Raw genomic sequence first — 16,130 nt, 5'->3', positions numbered from 1 at the left:
CGAATTAGTTAAAAAGCAAGTGCCAAGAGGATTTGTCCAAGCGATCACTGACAATGGAATACCACTGGTCTAAAGTTGCTTGAAATTTGGGGTGTTGTAAATCTGGTAGCCAAAGGATTAAAGCGTCCTCATCGTTATCTTGGTAGTAACGTCGCCGCCGCCCCGCTGTTTTGAAGCCAAATTTTTGATATAAAGATATAGCCCCCAAGTTGGAAGCTCGCACTTCGAGGGTAGCTCGCTCCATTTTGCGATCGCAAGCTGTCTTAATGAGTGAATATAATAAAGCCTGTCCTAAACCTTGACGGTGATATTCGGGATGAACCGCCAAAATTGTAATGTGGGCTTCCTCTAAAATTGACCAAAAGCAACCCATCCCCAGCAGTCTCGAATTAGAGACAGGAGAGAATAAACCCAGCAAATCGCTGTTAGGACTGTCCAACTCTCGTTGGTAGCTCTCTATTGTCCATAGACCACCAAAACAGGCTTGATCCAGTTCCAACAATGCACTCAGATGCTCTGGAGTCAGTAATTGAATTTCTAAGTCTAATGAAATCACATTTATTGAATAACGTTACAAACCCTTTGTAAACTGGGAATCGGGAGACGAACTCAAAGCCCGTAATTTGAACAAGGAAAACTTTTATAGTTATGGTATCGACTCACCCCACTGGGGTTCAACATTCTGGAAGTCAATATTTACCTCAAAGACACGACACCAGCGCAAATCCATCACCTAATCAAGAACTTTTACCCTTGACTGCCAGAGTTCATCATCATGACCTCTTGGAAATTGGTGGGTGTGATGTCACAACCCTAGTTGAGCAGTTTGGTTCACCTTTATATATTTTAGATGAAGAAACCTTACGTTCGGCTTGTCAGCAATACCGAGATGCTTTCAAGCAATACTACAAGGGTGAATCTCAAGTATTGTACGCCTCAAAAGCTTGGAATTGTTTAGCAGTTTGTGCGATCGCCGCTTCTGAAGGTCTGGGAATCGATGTAGTTTCTGGAGGCGAACTTTACACCGCCTTGCAAGCGGGTGTTAGTCCCCAGAAAATCTACCTTCATGGAAATAATAAATCTCGTGAAGAATTAATTTTAGCGATCAAGTCTGATGTCACCATTGTGGCGGATAACTGGTATGACTTGCGTACCCTGGTCGAAATCGCCCAACCTGCTCAACCAATTCGCATCATGCTACGCCTAACTCCCGGTATCGAGTGTCATACCCACGAATATATTCGCACGGGACACTTAGATAGCAAATTTGGCTTTGATCCCAACGATTTAGATGAGGTGTTTGCTTTTGTCAGTCAACAACCTATCCTTCATTGCGTAGGTGTACACGCTCATATTGGTTCCCAAATTTTTGAGCGCCAACCGCATCAAGATTTGGCGGTCGTTATGGTGCAGTGGCTGCGGGATGCCAGGAAGTATGGTTTAAATATTACAGAGTTAAATGTTGGTGGCGGTTTGGGGATTAAATACACAGAATCAGACGATCCCCCTAGCATTGAAGAGTGGGTGAAGGAGATTTGTGAAGTAATTCAAGAAGCTTGTGCAGCCGAAAATCTGCCTTTGCCGAAATTATTGAGTGAACCGGGGCGATCGCTAATTGCCACAGCTTGCGTTACTGCCTATACTATTGGTTCATCCAAAGTTATCCCAGAAATTCGTACCTACGTGGCAATTGATGGCGGAATGTCTGACAATCCCCGCCCCATTACTTACCAATCAGTTTATCGGGCAGTCATTGCCAATAAAATGTCTTCTCCCCTAACCCAAACAGTCACAATTGCTGGTAAACATTGTGAATCAGGAGATATTCTGATTAAAAATGCTCTACTCCCAAAGACTGAAGCAGGGGATATTCTCGTAGTTATGGGAACTGGTGCGTACAATTACAGTATGGCATCTAACTACAACCGCTTGCCCCGACCGGCAGCAGTCGTAGTGGCGAATGGCGAAGCAAATTTAATTTTGCAACGTGAAACTTATGAAGATTTAATTCGACAAGATCGCCTACCAGAAAGACTAAAAATTTAGTCATTTGTCTTTGGTCATTAGTCATTAGTCATTTGCAAATGACAAAGGACAAATGACAAATGACAAATGACAAATGACCAACCGTAATTAGAGGCAAAAGTTTAATCCAGATGTCATGAGAGATTGGTGGAAGCAATGGCTGACAAACCTGGGGTGGTCACAGTCCTTGCTACTTGGGACTCTGGATATTGTGTTAGTGCTGGCGCTGACGTACATGATACTAGTTATTATTAGTGAGCGCCGGACACTATGGATGGTGCGGGGATTCATTATCTTAATGCTAGCCTCAGCACTAAGTGGCAGATTCGGACTACCTCTGCTAAGTTTTGTACTAGAAAAGTTGGTGATTGGTTGTGCTGTGGCGATGGCAGTTGCTCTACAGTCAGAGTTTCGGCGGTTTTTGGAGCAATTGGGGCGTGGCGAATTCCGCCAGCTGTTTCAACCCGACCGTCTGGCAATCCCCAAATCTGATAGTGTAATTGATGAAATTGTTGAGGCTGTTAAAGAATTGTCAAAAAACCGCATTGGAGCTTTACTAATTGTGGAAACTATAGGGCCAATTGATGAGCGAGATTTTTCTGTGCCAGGAGTAAAGCTAAATGCAGAAGTTTCTAAAGAACTAATCCAGACAATTTTTCAGCCGAAAACTTTGTTACACGATGGAGCGACATTGATTCGTGGCTCACGGATCATATCATCCGGTATAATTTTACCACTTTCGGGACGCACAGCCTCGCGCCAGTTGGGAACACGCCACCGCGCAGCAATGGGAATTACTGAGCGGGTCGAAAATTGCATTTGTGTCGTTGTCTCTGAAGAAACGGGTTCTATTTCCTTAGCGGAACGGGGAACCCTAAATAGACCGCTGACGATTAGGAAACTGAAAGAGTCATTAGAGGCTGTTTTGTCTCCATCCGTAGATAGGGAAGCAGTTGCTCCTGGTCTGTTGAGTTTTGTTCGTCGGATAGGTGGGAAGACACTAGCACTGGTTTCACGTTTACTCAGATTACCATCGACCGCTTCTCGAGATAAAAAATGACCGTACAACAAACTAAACTGCAAGATTTACCTACTGATTTAAAACGAGAATTATTGCCGCAGCATGTTGCGGTGATTATGGATGGTAATGGTCGATGGGCTAAACGTCAGGGTCTACCCCGAATTATGGGTCATAAACGAGGAGTAGATGCTCTTAAGGATTTACTTCGCTGTTGTCAGGATTGGGGAATTCAGGCGTTGACAGCTTATGCTTTTTCAACGGAGAACTGGAAAAGACCGCAGGAAGAAGTAGATTTTTTGATGACTCTATTTCAAAGAGTTTTGCGCCAAGAACTGCGGGAAATGGTCGAAGAAAATGTTCAAATTAAGTTTGTAGGGAATTTGCAAGACCTGCCGCGATCGCTCCAACAAGAAATTTCCCGTTCAATGGAAGAAACTAAGGATAATCGTGGTATCCGGTTTTCGGTGGCAACTAATTATGGCGGACGGCAAGAGATTTTACAAGCTTGTCAGGCGATCGCAAAGCAAGTCCAGCAAGGTATGCTACAACCCAATGAAATTAATGAACAGGTGTTTGAGAGCCACTTATACACAGCCGGAATTACTGACCCAGATTTGTTAATTCGCACCAGTGGAGAAATGCGCCTCTCAAATTTTCTTCTCTGGCAAATGGCTTATGGAGAAATTTATATTACTGATGCTCTCTGGCCCGATTTTGACCGTGCCGAATTTCACCGCGCCTTGTGTGCCTACCAGCAACGGGAGCGGCGGTTTGGGAAAGTCTAAATCTGTTTACGCAATTAGACTAGACAAACAATACCTAATTAGTATAAAAAAGTAATTAAATAAAATAAAATCAACTATTTTTCGGTCGCCGCAGTTTCTTGGAATTCATTGGGCCAAGAATTTGATTCAGGCTACGCAACTGCTCTGCTGTACCCATACCAATTAGTCGATCTCCCGGCATTAAAATCGTGTCGCCAGTGGGGCCACCGATTAAAGTCCCATCAACACGGCGAATTGCCAGAACTAATGCCCCAGATTGCGATCGCAATCTCGCTTTTTGTAAAGTTTGACCGACAAAAGGACAGAAAGACGGTTCGAGTAAAAATTCTTCCATATACAACTGGCGGTCTGCACCTGTCAAAATCCCGTCTACAAAATCCAACACTTGGGGTCTGAGTGCCGCAGCAGCCATCCGCTTACCACCAGTAATATAGGGGGATATCACTTCATCTGCACCACCCCGTCGTAACTTCTGCAAAGCTTCTTCTGTACTTGCTCGTGCGATCACCCGAATCCCTGAATTCAGTGTTTTAGCTGATAATACGATGTATAAATTTTCAGCATCAGAAGGAAGGGCTGCAACGATACAAACCGCCCGTTCAATACCAACTTTCAAAAGTGTGTCATCTAAGGTCGCGTCACCTTGGTATGCTGTATAACCTTCAGTCTGCGCCCTTTGTACTGATTCGATTTCCGAATCAATCACTACAAAAGGTGCATCTTCTGCCCGAAATTCCTTGGCAATTTGGCGACCAGTCCGACTAAATCCACAGATGATGTAATGTTCTGATAGAGATTCCATTAACCGCCTCTGCTGCTGTAGCCGAATTCCTTGTTGAAAGTAGCCTTGAATGATCGCTTCTGTAAATCTGTTGACAATGTAACCGATATTGACTACACCCAACAAAATCAGGGCAATTGTAAATAATCGTCCTCGGCTACCGAGTGGGTGCGTCTCTCCATATCCCACAGTCGCTAAAGTAATGACTGTCATGTAAGCTGCATCTTCCCATGACCAGCCCTCCACTAACCAGTACCACAAAGTGCCAATGAAGAAAACACCGCCAAGAGCGATCGCCCCAGCCATCAACTCTTTTTGGATACGTTGATATTTTTGCTCAAGTGTTGAGAATGAGGTAAAAATAGTACTTTTAACCTACTTTTTCTAGTTTTCTACTAACTTTTTAATATTCGTCCTTTTTAGTATATTTAAACTAAGTAAGTGGGTAAGAATAAATCAAGCTACCAACTTTACCTGTTCGCTCATCCTCTTGCTCAAATGTTGAGTACAAAATTTTTTCACCACGCCAGGTGTTTGAGGTCATATAAGCGTTAGTTTAAGAAGAAGTACGAGTTGTGCTAAATAAAAAGTATTTTTTAGGGATTTCTAGGAAACTAGTAAATAACTATATAATGAAAAACTTTCAGGAGGAGCGGTAGTGAGCCTACAAACTCTCGTTGACCAAGCCACCATCCCCCCAGATTCAGGGTCAGTAGCATCTAGTCCCTTTGATACAGATAGCTTTAATGAAGCTGTCATGTCTACCTACGCCCGGTTTCCCTTAGCCCTAGAACGGGGTGCTGGATGCCGAGTTTGGGATACGCAGGGGCGGGAATATCTAGACTTTGTAGCGGGAATTGCTACTTGTACTTTAGGACATGCCCACCCAGCCATGGTAGAAGCGGTAACACGCCAAATCCAAAAGCTACACCATGTCTCTAATTTGTATTACATTCCTGAGCAAGGTGAATTGGCAAAATGGCTTGTCGATCATTCCTGTGCCGATCGCGTATTTTTCTGCAACTCTGGAGCTGAAGCTAACGAAGCCGCAATTAAACTGGCGCGGAAATACGCCCACACAGTATTAGACATTGAAAAACCGATTATTTTAACCGCCAATGCCAGTTTCCACGGACGGACTTTGGCAACGATTACCGCTACAGCACAACCGAAGTATCAAAAGTACTTTGATCCCTTGGTTCCTGGTTTTCACTACGTAAATTACAACGATATTAACGCTGTGGAAGTGGCGATTAGCGAGTTGGATGAAGGCGATTATCGGGTAGCAGCAATTCTGATCGAGCCATTGCAAGGAGAAGGCGGTGTGCGTCCAGGAGATGTTGCCTATTTCAAAAAGTTACGGCAAATTTGCGATGAAACTGGCATTTTATTGATTTTCGACGAAGTGCAAGTTGGTATGGGGCGCAGCGGCAAATTATGGGCTTACGAACATCTCGGCGTTGAACCGGATATTTTCACCAGTGCTAAAGGCTTAGGTGGCGGTATCCCCATCGGTGCAATGATCAGCAAGAAATTCTGCGACGTTTTTCAACCAGGAGAACACGCCAGTACCTTTGGCGGTAATCCTTTTGTGTGTGGTGTAGCACTCAGTGTTTGCCAGACATTGGAACGGGAAAATATTTTGCAGAATGTGCAAGATAGGGGTGAACAGTTGCGATCTGGATTGAAGGCGATCGCAGCAAAATATCCTCAGCACGTTGGCGAAGTTCGGGGTTGGGGTTTAATTAACGGTTTGGAATTGCGAGCCGATATTCAAATAACTGCAGCAGATATCGTCAATGCTGCCATCAAAGAGGGCGTATTGCTAGTACCAGCTGGGCCAAAAGTAGTCCGATTTGTGCCACCACTTATTGTCACAGAAGCGGAAGTCAATACTGCTTTGGAAGCTGTAAATCGAGCGATCATAACTCTCACAGCTTAGATAATCAAAAAGCGAGGATAAGTCTTTATGCCTTTCTCTCGCTTTTTCTTACTTTTAGATTAATTGTCACTAAAATTATTAGACCTCTTGCAAAAGTCCTAAATGCGTAGAACAAGTAAATGAGAGTTAATAGACTTGTTTTGTACCGTTTAGCGAATAGTCAATTTATACGTATATCTGAAACTAGTTGAACTTTTAGGTAATCGACTTGTCGATTTGGAGGTCTGTTAGAAACTCGATGAGCAATTTATTAACTTCAACTGGGCGTTCTTGCTGAATCCAATGACCAGCCTTTGGTAGCAATACCTTCTGCCTCAGGTTGGGTACGTTTTCCTCTAGGGTGTCGAATGCTTCACGGTACATTGTGATCACTGCATCTGCCTCTCCCGCCACAAACAATGTTGGCTGGCGCAGCTTTGCGCCGCTAAGGAACGGTGTTAGTTCCCAGATTCTATCCATGTTTCGATACCAGTTCAACCCGCCCCGAAAACCAGTCCGCTCAAACTCAGAGGTGAAAAAGTCGATATCCTGGTCTGTTAACCAAGCCGGAAGTTGCTCCGGTACGTTACTTGTGTCTATTGGCTTCTCCGACTTGTTAAATAGGAAGCGCCAGCGTTTTTCTGGTGGTGGATCTCCTGAGGCGGAGTAAAGAATTGCACGTATGGTAGCGCGAACATCAGACTCTAGTTCCGCCTCAGCTTTACCTGGTTCTTGAAAGTACAGCTGATAGAACTCCTGCTCGCCTGCCATCAACTTCATTACTTCTGTCGGTCGAATGTCTGACCAACTGCGGGGTTGATAGGGCACACTCAGCAGGGAGATAGCGTGGAAGATGTCTGAACGGAGTAGGGCACAATACCAGGCAACAGGCGCACCCCAATCGTGTCCAACAATGATTGCTTGCTCCTCACCCAGCGCATGAATCAGACCAACAATATCACCAACCAACTGGAAAATACGGTATGCCTCAATTGGTTCCGGTCTTGAGGTCTGTCCATAGCCGCACTGGTCTGGTGCTACCGCGTGGAACCCAGCTTCAGCTAATGCCGATAACTAATGCCGCCAGGAGTACCAACATTCTGGGAAGCCGTGACACAAGATTACCAATGGACCTTGCCCCTGTTCGGCAATATGCATCTTGATACCGTTGGTTTCGATAAAACGGTGAGTTACTAAGGTCATATTTCCTCAATTCCTTTTTTAGGGTTGAAGCAGCTCTTTTCATGTTGGCAAATGAACTACAAAAGTTAAAAAGCCTAATGCTGCCCTGACTGAAAACTAATTAATGAGGTTTATCATCAAAAGAGTAAAAAATTATTGCCAACGGTATCTTCTCTACTTCTTTCCAACACAGTCACCATTATCTAGCACAAGGGGATCAGGGTGGAAAACTTTTCGGTCTACTGAATGTCATTAATAATTGGTCTTCCAAGTTGAGTTTTGCAGGTCCCCCAGTATAAGTGTTTGTGGCGATCGCCTGAGCGCACAACCTCAAGCATCTGGTTGAAAGTCTCGCTTTGGCACTCCACACAGCCGTTTGAAGTCTTCTTGTTTCAAGCTTTTTACCTATTCGTAGGTCATATAAGGCACCACGCTTTTACCTACTTTTCTCATGTCACTGGGACTTTTGCAAAAGGTGTATTGATTTTTTTAGCTATGTATTTAGTATCCCTATCCCTGCGTTCTTTTCATTCTTGAGAAATTTCTCGATAAGCTTGCCGACACTGCTCATAATTGTCTGGCAAAATCTCGGCATTACCAAAACATAATTGCTCGTGTGTGGTAATTAAAGTTTCATAAGGCTGTATGGGAGTCACAGACGATCGCAGCAATTGCAGATATTCTCCATCAGTACGGCTGAGTTTTTGGGGTGCGATCGCATTTTTATCTAACTGCTGCAACATTGCTAAATAAATACAACGGCAAGCCTCACGGTAATTACCTTGACTATAAAATTCTTGCGATCGCTCCAACAAAAGAGCTATCGATGACTCATTGGAGCGAGTTTTTACGCGAAAATCAGTGATATTGCCACTTCTATTTAGCCAAGAATATATATAGGGGCTGAATTCTCGCCATAATCGCCAACCCACCCACGCTATAAATAATCCCAGTACCAGCCAAAACAGGAATTTCAGCAATTCACCTAGCCAGGGGCTAATTGACCATCCAGTAGGCAATTCGGGCAAAGCCTTTTCAAAGCGGTAAAACTGGTATTCCCACCATTCACCCGCTTGTTGTTGGAATTGAGAAAGCTGCCAACTCCAGCTAGTTTTTTCAAAAGTATCTCTAGGCATAAGGGGGAGTGGCGAGTGGGAAAGTAGGGGAAGCAGGGGGAGCAGAGGGAGAAGAAGTATTGATTTTTGACCCATGCCCCATGCCCCATGCCCAATGCCCCATGACTATTGACTATTAACTGTTGACTCTTTTTTTATCACTATCGAGCCGATAACAATAAGTAGCGCACCGAATGCAAGAAATCCTAGATCCCAAACTAACTGATTTGGGCCTGGTTTCACATGATGGATACCGAGAATTTGGTGGTCAATTAAACCTTCAACGAAGTCAAACAACCCATTCCCAATCATTAGTGACCCAATAAAGGTCTGTGATGACCAAGGAACATCATCACGCCCTCCGGCACGCCATAGCAACACAAGTCCTACCACGGTGAATACCCAATCCAAGGCATGAAATAACCCATCCCATACCATGTTCAAATCTATATTCGCCGTGTTTGTCAGAGGTCGAATGCTACTTAGCATATGATGCCACTGGAGGAGCTGATGCAGTAAAATTCCATCAAGAAATCCTCCAAGACCCACACCAAGAAAAATTCCAGCAGTAATTAGTGGTGCGCGTTGGTTGGGGGTTTCACTTTTTGCCTCCATTGTCAACCTCATAGATAGGCTTTCTTACCAAAATACACCATCTTTTGGGAAAAAAATCTTCTATCTTGAGGCAAGTATGATCGTTCAACTTAAATTAATAATTTACAAATTTAATCTGCATACCTGCTTTGGCTGGGTCGAAATCTTGGGGAAAATGGGTGGTGCGATCATAGTCTGCTTTTTCCAAATTCGCCCCTTTGAGAGCGGCTTGGCGGAGATTTGCTGACATCAATAATGCTCCCCTAAGATCGGCATCCTTGAGATTAGCTTGACCCAGATCGGCAAAGCTCAAATCAGTTCCCCTCAAATTAGCGCTACTCAGGTTAGCTTCACTCAAGTCAGCATAACTCAGGTCAGATCCTTTCAAGTTAATGCCTTGCAAATCAGCATTACCCAGTTCTGCTTTACTAAAGTTCCGTTTTCCTGCTGCATAACTCTCCACGAGAGTAGAGGCACTATTTATAGGCGGTTGAAAATTGACTTCAGGCATATAACAGCGTCACAGGTTGTCTCGTTATTACTTTCACGTATCCTTTTTAGTCACGAATTACGAATTACGAATTACGAATTACGAATTACGAATTACGAATTACGAATTACGAATTATGAATTAGTAATGATTTGGACATCCTTACTAAATGTAATACATTAGTTCTTTCTGTGCTCGGATTGATCTTCGTTCACAAAGGTCTTGGAGTGTATATTTTTCCAAAACGGAGTTAGCAGCCTGACGTGCTTCTTGCCAAACTTCCTGAATTAGCTCACCTTCTACCGTGTTGGGAGTCGGTTCACAGGGAGAGACAACAATATCTGACCCTTCCATGCAGCTAAAAGCATCCAAAACTGTAATCTTTCCAGGATCTCGTGCCAGAACATAGCCACCTTTGGCTCCGCGTATACTCTTAATTAAACCTCCACGTCTTAATGTTGCCAGGAGTTGTTCTAAATAGCGGTTTGGGATGTCTTGCAATGCCGCTATCTCTCGAATTTGTAGGGCTTCACCGTTAGGGTAGCAGGTTGCCAATTCTAACAGGGCTAGAAGTGCGTATTCTGATTTGTTAGAGATTACCACAGACGTAATATTTTAAGCTCATATAAACATACAAAGTGTTTGAGTTCGTTTCCCTAAGCTACGGCGAAGAAAAACTTTACAATCAACCTATTGTTGACCGGCTAACTCTACTTTAAAGACCTTCTAGCATACAAGCAATTACTTTTTTTTCTAAATTCGATAAATAAAAGTGATTGATTATAGCGGTTCCCATTCAGATGCGGTACAACATTATATCGCGGGGTGTAGGGGCACGGCAGTGCCCATTGGTGTCAACTTAACGTGAAACCCGCTTGGTGAGAACGTTTTGCCCTCACCCCCAGCCCCTCTCCCATCCGTGGGGAGCCAGAGATTTAATTCCCCTTCTCCCTTGGGAGAAGCAGGGCTGATTCATTCCATTTAAAAGAGGATTTGTCAAGATGGTTAGCAAGAAAATTGTAAGTAAGCGTGACGAAGAGACGAACATTTAAGCACTGAAATATCAGTAAAATAGTTGGTTTCATCGGTACGCCAGTAACAAAATAACTAATTTTTCATTGCTAGAACCCTTGATTTTTAAAGCTCTTTGGGGAATGAATCAGCCCTGCTTGGGAGAAGGGGTTAGGGGATGAGGGCGTGAGGTGATGTGTAAAACACCTACCCAATATAGTTTTCAGCTTAAGTTGACACGTATGGGCAGTGTCGTCCCCTTACGGGTATACCTAACGCAAACGAGAAGCACTATAGTGTACAGTATTTCTAAGGGAAAACTGACTTAAAAGTTTAGACTGTCTAGTTTTCAACCCAATTGTGTCAGTAATTATTACATGAATCAAAGGTTCTTACCCTAAATCCCTCTTCCAAGCTTGGGAGAGGGACTTTAAAATTTGAATATCAAATGGGAGCGCAGCAAAATTCTGAGTGCAAGCTGCTATACATGGAAATTTCTCGAAAATGGGAGAATGACTGTAAAGGTAGTTCCCGCACCGATCGCAGTTTTGACTATAATCTCGCCACCGTGTAAATCTACAGCCTGCTTGACGATGGACATCCCCAATCCCATTCCTGGGATATTGGCTGTATTACTAGCGCGATGGAAGGGTTCAAAGATGTGTTCAATGTCAGAAGGGGGAATGCCAATACCACAGTCTTGAGTCTGAAATATAGCTTGCTCGTTGCCAGTGGTTACAGAAAACCTAACTTTACTGCCAATGGGAGAGTACTTTAGACAATTCGACAATAAATTACTCAAGATTTGCCGCAGTAGTTTGGCGTCTAAGTTAGCTGGTATGCATTGGCACTCACTGCTAAAAACGATCGCATGTTGTGAGCGATCGCTCTGTTGTAATTCTTCTAATAAATCGCAGCAAAATTCTACTAAATTTATGGGTGTTGGATTAAACTCTAACTTGCCTGTTTCATCCTGACTCACCACCAATACATCATTCAACAACTGGGTTATATGCATCACTGATGTTTGAATGCGACGCAGGTGGGTATGTTGTCGCTCTTCGCTCCAAAGGTGGCGATAATGTTCTAGTAGTTCTGCAGAAGAGTGGATGGTAGCCAAAGGGGTACGAAACTCATGGGAGGTGATGGTAAGCAAGCGGGATTTAAGTTCGCTAAACTGCCTTTCTTTAGCAAGCGCTTGTCGCATCGCCTCTTGTGCCCATTGCAGCTTGGCTTGGGTTCGCTTGCTTTCGCTAATATCCCGCAATAGCCAGCGCAGACCAACTAACTCACTATATTGATTACGGATAGCAACCACCTTAACCGCAGCCATAATAGGTGTTTTGTCACGCGGTCGCAGGTTTACTTCCCACTCTTGCATTTTCCAGTCTGGGAATTGGGCGCGATCGCGCAGATGAGTTAGTTTCAAATGAAAAGCAATTCTTTCTTTCTCAAGTACAAAAATTCCTATGGATTTGCCCAACAACAAACTTTTAGAAATGTTGAGCAGAGTGGTGGCGGCTGAGTTAGCTTCCTGAATTATCCCTTTTGTATCAGTCACAAAATAAGCGTCTGGTACTTCCTCAAATAGTTTTTGGTAGCGCTGACCTTGTGCTACCAAGGCCTGTTGAGTGTTGGATAATTCTTCATTCTGCTGCTTTAAATCTTCATTTACTAGTTGCAGTTCTTCCAAAGCTAGGTAAACTTCTTTGAATACTACGGTGACGAATTCAATATCTGCTTGTGCTTTTTGCTGTTCACTCTGGCGTTGCAAGAGGGCGACGCGCTTACGCATATTCTCTATCTGCAAAGCTAAATCGTCCAAATTCACACTCTTGCTCCTAATTGCTAAAGTTGGGTTTTATTTTAGATTCCCTATTTAGACGATCTTAGCTTTTGGAGTTTAGCAGTTATCAGTAATCTCAGTGTAGTTTTAGGTAATTTTAGTTCTTTGGGGTGATTAGGACTGAATACAGCAGAATTCAGAAGGAAAACACGCTTTCTAGCTGGCTTTAAGACGAATCATTGTCTACTTCACCTTCCTTCAAATCTGCTGTAAGTAATCAAGCGGTTCTCATTTGTTCAATGTTTTTGTCTGGAAATGCTACTCAATTGCTCTCGTAGGTCTGCCCATTTAATACCTTCTAGGCTGGGTAAAACAATATGAGCGGCTCCAACTCGTTCAATAGGGCCGAGTCCTACTGCCCACATACCAGCGGCTAGAGCGGCTTCAACACCTGCTGCGGCATCTTCTACAACCACAGATTGGTCTGGTTCGATTCCTAACTGCTTGGCTGCGTACAGAAATAGGTCGGGTGCTGGCTTGGGTTCTTGTACACTGTAACCGTCTGCGATCGCATCTACTTTGTCCATAATGCCTAATCGCTCTAGCACTGGGCGGGCATTTTTACTCCCTGATCCAATACCGATCTTAATACCAGCTTGCCGCAGTTCATCCAACAAGGCGATCGCACCTGGCAATAAATCCTCTGGTGTCATCTTTTGAAGCAATTCGACATAATAGCGATTCTTGCGCTCCATCATCTCCTCGATTTGTGCTTCCGAATACGGTCTATCTCTCAGAATCAGCATCAGGGATGCACGACGAGATACACCCCGCAAGGCTTCGTTAGCTTCCCGATTAAACGGTATACCCTCTTCATCTGCTAGCTTTTGCCAACCTAAATAGTGGAGTTCTGCTGTATCTGTTAGTACACCATCTAAATCGAAGATGAATCCTTGGATGCTGGGGTTGTGAGTTGCAAGGAGTGGGGAGGATGAGGGAGCAGGGGAGGCAGGGGGAGAAGTCTGGTGTTCAGAAGCTTGTGAGTGGGAATTTGGGGGATCGGGGGAGAGGGAAAGTTGGAGAGATTCTAGTTGACTATGTAGGTCGAAGTCGTGCCATTTGCCGCGCCAGTGCAGTTTAAACTTTAGTCGCGTCCAGCCTGGGGGAAGGTGGAGGTTGGCTACAGGGCCATTTTCAGTTAATTGGATGCCACCGAATCCAAAAATTACAGCTTGCCAAATGCCACCTGCACTAGCACCGTGAATTCCATCGTTGGTGTTACCTCGGTTATCTTCAAGATCAACCATTAAGGCTCGCATAAACTGTTCGTAAGCTTCGGTTGATTTGCCCAAATCAGAAGCTAAAATGGCTTGAACTGCTGGGCCAAGGGACGAACCATAAGTAATATCAGTGCGGGGTGCGTAGTAATCCCAGTTTGTCTGCAATGCTTTTTCGTTATAGGGAAAATCTGCTGATTCCCGCATTAAATATAGAAGCATTAATACGTCTGGCTGCTTGAGTACTTGACATTTGTTGGTTTTATCAATACCCAAGATCGCTTGCATGGAGCGATCGCGTGGTTCATAATCTGCTAAGTTGATATCTTCGGATTGGAAAAATCCCTCGAACTGCTCGATTAGTTCTGTTGATGGGTCATAGAGAAACAAGATTTTAGCGACGATCTCTTGCCAGTGCGATCGCTCTTGGGAGGTGAGTTTTAATTTCTGTTCTAGTTCGGTGGCTCGTTCGGGAAACTTGTGAGCCAACCAATCATAAATTGCGATCGCTTTTTCTAGATGCCATTGTGCCATCCGGTTTGTAAAAGCGTTGTTGTGGACGAATTCATGGTATTCATCTGCTCCGATTACTCCCCGAATCTCATACTGTTCGCGCTCAGGATTGAATTCGACTCGACTACCCCAAAAGATCGCGGCATCTAAGATAATCTCTGCACCACACTTTTGCATCCAGTCATCATCACCAGTGGCTTGCCAATAGTTCCAGACTGCGTAGGGGATATCTGCATTGATATGAATTTCGCGATCGCGGCACCAAATCCGCACGTCTTCACCATAAAAATCACTGCCGATAGCCCAACGTGGTGTCACTTCATCTCCAGTATCAGCACTTTCCCAGGCAAACATTGCCCCTTTATAGCTGTAATGGTCTGCCTTGCGTCTAGCTCCTGGTAAGGTGTGCCAACGGTAACTGAGTAAATTGCGGGCGATCGCTGGTTGGGTAAACAGAAACAAGGGCTGCATAAAAATTTCTGTATCCCAAAAGATATGACCGCGATAGCCAAACCCAGAAAGGGTTTTAGCAGGAATGCTCACCTTGTCATCATGCCGTGGCGCAGCAATCAGCAGTTGAAATAGATTGTAGCGAACAGCAAAAGTAGCTGTGCTATCCCCTTCAATCAGGATGTCACTTTGCTGCCAAACCTCATCCCACGCCTGCTCATTGGCTTTTAGTAATGTTTCATAGTCTGGCAGGTGGACGAGTTTTTCTTGAGCGGCTGGCACTGGTGTGTCAATCTCCCGTGAGGTAAAAACTGTCACAATTTTTTCTACCGTTACGGTCTGTTGCGCTTTACCTAAAAAGCTCGTACTTAAAGTCGGATAACCAGGTGCAGTATTGACTTGCAAAGATGCTTCACTGCCTAATATTGTCACCTTAGCTGCCATACCGAGTTCAATTCGGGAACTGCGGGTGCGGCGTTGTAACCAGATTCCTTGGTCGATTTTGCCCTGATCTAGTCCTTCCCAGTGATTAAAACCCTGATTTTCGGGATAGCCGTTGATACTAGCTTGAACTTCGATTACCCCTTCAAAATCTACTGGGGTTATATGGCAGCGTAACGCCAGCACATGCGGATCTGCAAGACTAGTAAAGCGTTCAAAGCTGATGTCTATGGTATTCCCACTGGGAGAGCGCCAACGCACAGCACGAATCAGTAGTCCTTGGCGTAAATCAAGCTGGCGATCGTAGCTCAATATCTCACCTTGATCGAGACGGAAGCGATCGCCATTCACAATCACTACCAAGGGTAGCCAGTCAGGGCAATTTACCAGTTCAGTGTACACCACAGGCACATCATCATAGACACCGTGGATAAAAGTAGCTGGCAATGCATGAGGATAACCTTCCTCAAAACTGCCTCTTGTTCCCAAGTATCCATTGCCGATTGTAAAGACGGTTTCTTTGGAGTGCAATTGCTCAGGGTCAAACTGGGTTTCGATTAATATCCAGTCTGTGTAGATAAAATGGCGAGAACGACCTTTTGTTTGCATAAGTTGGGAGTGGGGATTTTGAGTCTTTGAGCTAGATGAATCCAGTTCCGAGGTGGATGAACGGAGTTCTGAGGTGGATGAATCCAGTTCCGAGGTGGATGAACGGAGTTCTGAGGTGGATGAATCCAG

At 44.3% G+C, this 16,130-nt stretch carries 14 protein-coding genes and 1 pseudogene; 5 read left to right on the top strand and 10 right to left on the bottom strand.

Annotated elements, in window-relative coordinates:
* Positions 1-4: 4 nt before the first annotated feature.
* Entirely contained in the window at positions 5-556 is a 552-nt protein-coding gene (gene rimI / locus V7K60_RS30830) for a ribosomal protein S18-alanine N-acetyltransferase (protein ID WP_334931411.1), read from the bottom strand.
* Between the two features lie 92 nt (positions 557-648).
* Between rimI and lysA the strand changes: the two genes are divergently transcribed.
* From lysA to V7K60_RS30815, 3 genes are all read left to right on the top strand, one after another.
* A complete protein-coding gene (lysA, locus tag V7K60_RS30825) occupies positions 649-2,046 on the top strand; it encodes a diaminopimelate decarboxylase (protein ID WP_334931409.1) in 1,398 nt (465 codons plus the stop codon).
* 115 nt (positions 2,047-2,161) lie between these two features.
* Positions 2,162-3,085 (top strand): diadenylate cyclase CdaA, encoded by a 924-nt coding sequence (gene cdaA / locus V7K60_RS30820; RefSeq protein ID WP_334931408.1) that lies wholly within the window; start codon positions 2,162-2,164, stop codon positions 3,083-3,085.
* The gene (locus tag V7K60_RS30815; RefSeq protein ID WP_334931406.1) at positions 3,082-3,831 is read left to right on the top strand and encodes an isoprenyl transferase; all 750 of its coding nucleotides are present in this window, start codon (positions 3,082-3,084) and stop codon (positions 3,829-3,831) included. Before cdaA ends, V7K60_RS30815 begins: the two co-directional genes overlap by 4 nt.
* 70 nt (positions 3,832-3,901) lie before the next feature.
* Here V7K60_RS30815 and V7K60_RS30810 read toward each other — a convergent pair whose 3' ends face one another.
* Positions 3,902-4,918 carry a potassium channel family protein gene (locus V7K60_RS30810; RefSeq protein ID WP_334931404.1) on the bottom strand — a complete coding sequence of 339 codons (1,017 nt, stop codon included), beginning with the start codon at positions 4,916-4,918 and terminating at the stop codon, positions 3,902-3,904.
* 352 nt (positions 4,919-5,270) lie between these two features.
* Here V7K60_RS30810 and V7K60_RS30805 point away from each other — a divergent pair, with 352 nt between their 5' ends.
* A complete protein-coding gene (locus V7K60_RS30805) occupies positions 5,271-6,554 on the top strand; it encodes an aspartate aminotransferase family protein (protein WP_334931402.1) in 1,284 nt (427 codons plus the stop codon).
* Between the two features lie 195 nt (positions 6,555-6,749).
* On the opposite strand, the pseudogene V7K60_RS30800 reads toward V7K60_RS30805, so the two are convergent.
* A pseudogene (locus V7K60_RS30800) lies at positions 6,750-7,544 on the bottom strand (alpha/beta fold hydrolase); the annotation flags it as partial.
* Between V7K60_RS30800 and V7K60_RS30795 the strand changes: the two are divergent.
* Positions 7,517-7,696 (top strand): hypothetical protein, encoded by a 180-nt coding sequence (locus V7K60_RS30795; protein ID WP_334931400.1) that lies wholly within the window; start codon positions 7,517-7,519, stop codon positions 7,694-7,696. The pseudogene V7K60_RS30800 and the gene V7K60_RS30795 sit on opposite strands and share 28 nt — an antisense overlap.
* A gap of 546 nt (positions 7,697-8,242) precedes the next feature.
* Here V7K60_RS30795 and V7K60_RS30790 read toward each other — a convergent pair.
* The 7 genes from V7K60_RS30790 to V7K60_RS30760 all read right to left on the bottom strand — a co-directional run.
* Positions 8,243-8,851: a DUF4129 domain-containing protein gene (locus V7K60_RS30790; RefSeq protein WP_334931398.1), complete on the bottom strand. Its 609-nt coding sequence runs from the start codon at positions 8,849-8,851 to the stop codon at positions 8,243-8,245.
* Positions 8,852-8,956: 105 nt separating this feature from the next.
* On the bottom strand, positions 8,957-9,445 hold the full coding sequence (locus V7K60_RS30785; protein ID WP_292868043.1) for a DUF2243 domain-containing protein: 489 nt from the start codon (positions 9,443-9,445) through the stop codon (positions 8,957-8,959).
* 94 nt (positions 9,446-9,539) lie between these two features.
* Positions 9,540-9,935: a pentapeptide repeat-containing protein gene (locus V7K60_RS30780; RefSeq protein WP_334931395.1), complete on the bottom strand. Its 396-nt coding sequence runs from the start codon at positions 9,933-9,935 to the stop codon at positions 9,540-9,542.
* Positions 9,936-10,079: 144 nt separating this feature from the next.
* Positions 10,080-10,517 (bottom strand): RrF2 family transcriptional regulator, encoded by a 438-nt coding sequence (locus V7K60_RS30775; RefSeq protein ID WP_334824932.1) that lies wholly within the window; start codon positions 10,515-10,517, stop codon positions 10,080-10,082.
* An 889-nt stretch (positions 10,518-11,406) separates the two neighbouring features.
* A complete protein-coding gene (locus tag V7K60_RS30770) occupies positions 11,407-12,756 on the bottom strand; it encodes a PAS domain-containing sensor histidine kinase (protein WP_334931393.1) in 1,350 nt (449 codons plus the stop codon).
* Between the two features lie 251 nt (positions 12,757-13,007).
* Complete coding sequence (gene pgmB / locus V7K60_RS30765; RefSeq protein ID WP_334931391.1) at positions 13,008-16,001, bottom strand: beta-phosphoglucomutase; 2,994 nt, start codon at positions 15,999-16,001, stop codon at positions 13,008-13,010.
* Positions 15,950-16,130: hypothetical protein (locus V7K60_RS30760; protein WP_334931389.1), on the bottom strand; the 181-nt coding region annotated here is incomplete at its 5' end. The genes V7K60_RS30760 and pgmB, both read right to left, overlap by 52 nt.

The organism is Nostoc sp. (assembly GCF_036917555.1).
Classification (GTDB): domain Bacteria; phylum Cyanobacteriota; class Cyanobacteriia; order Cyanobacteriales; family Nostocaceae; genus Nostoc.
This window is presented reverse-complemented; position numbering and strand designations above follow the sequence as displayed.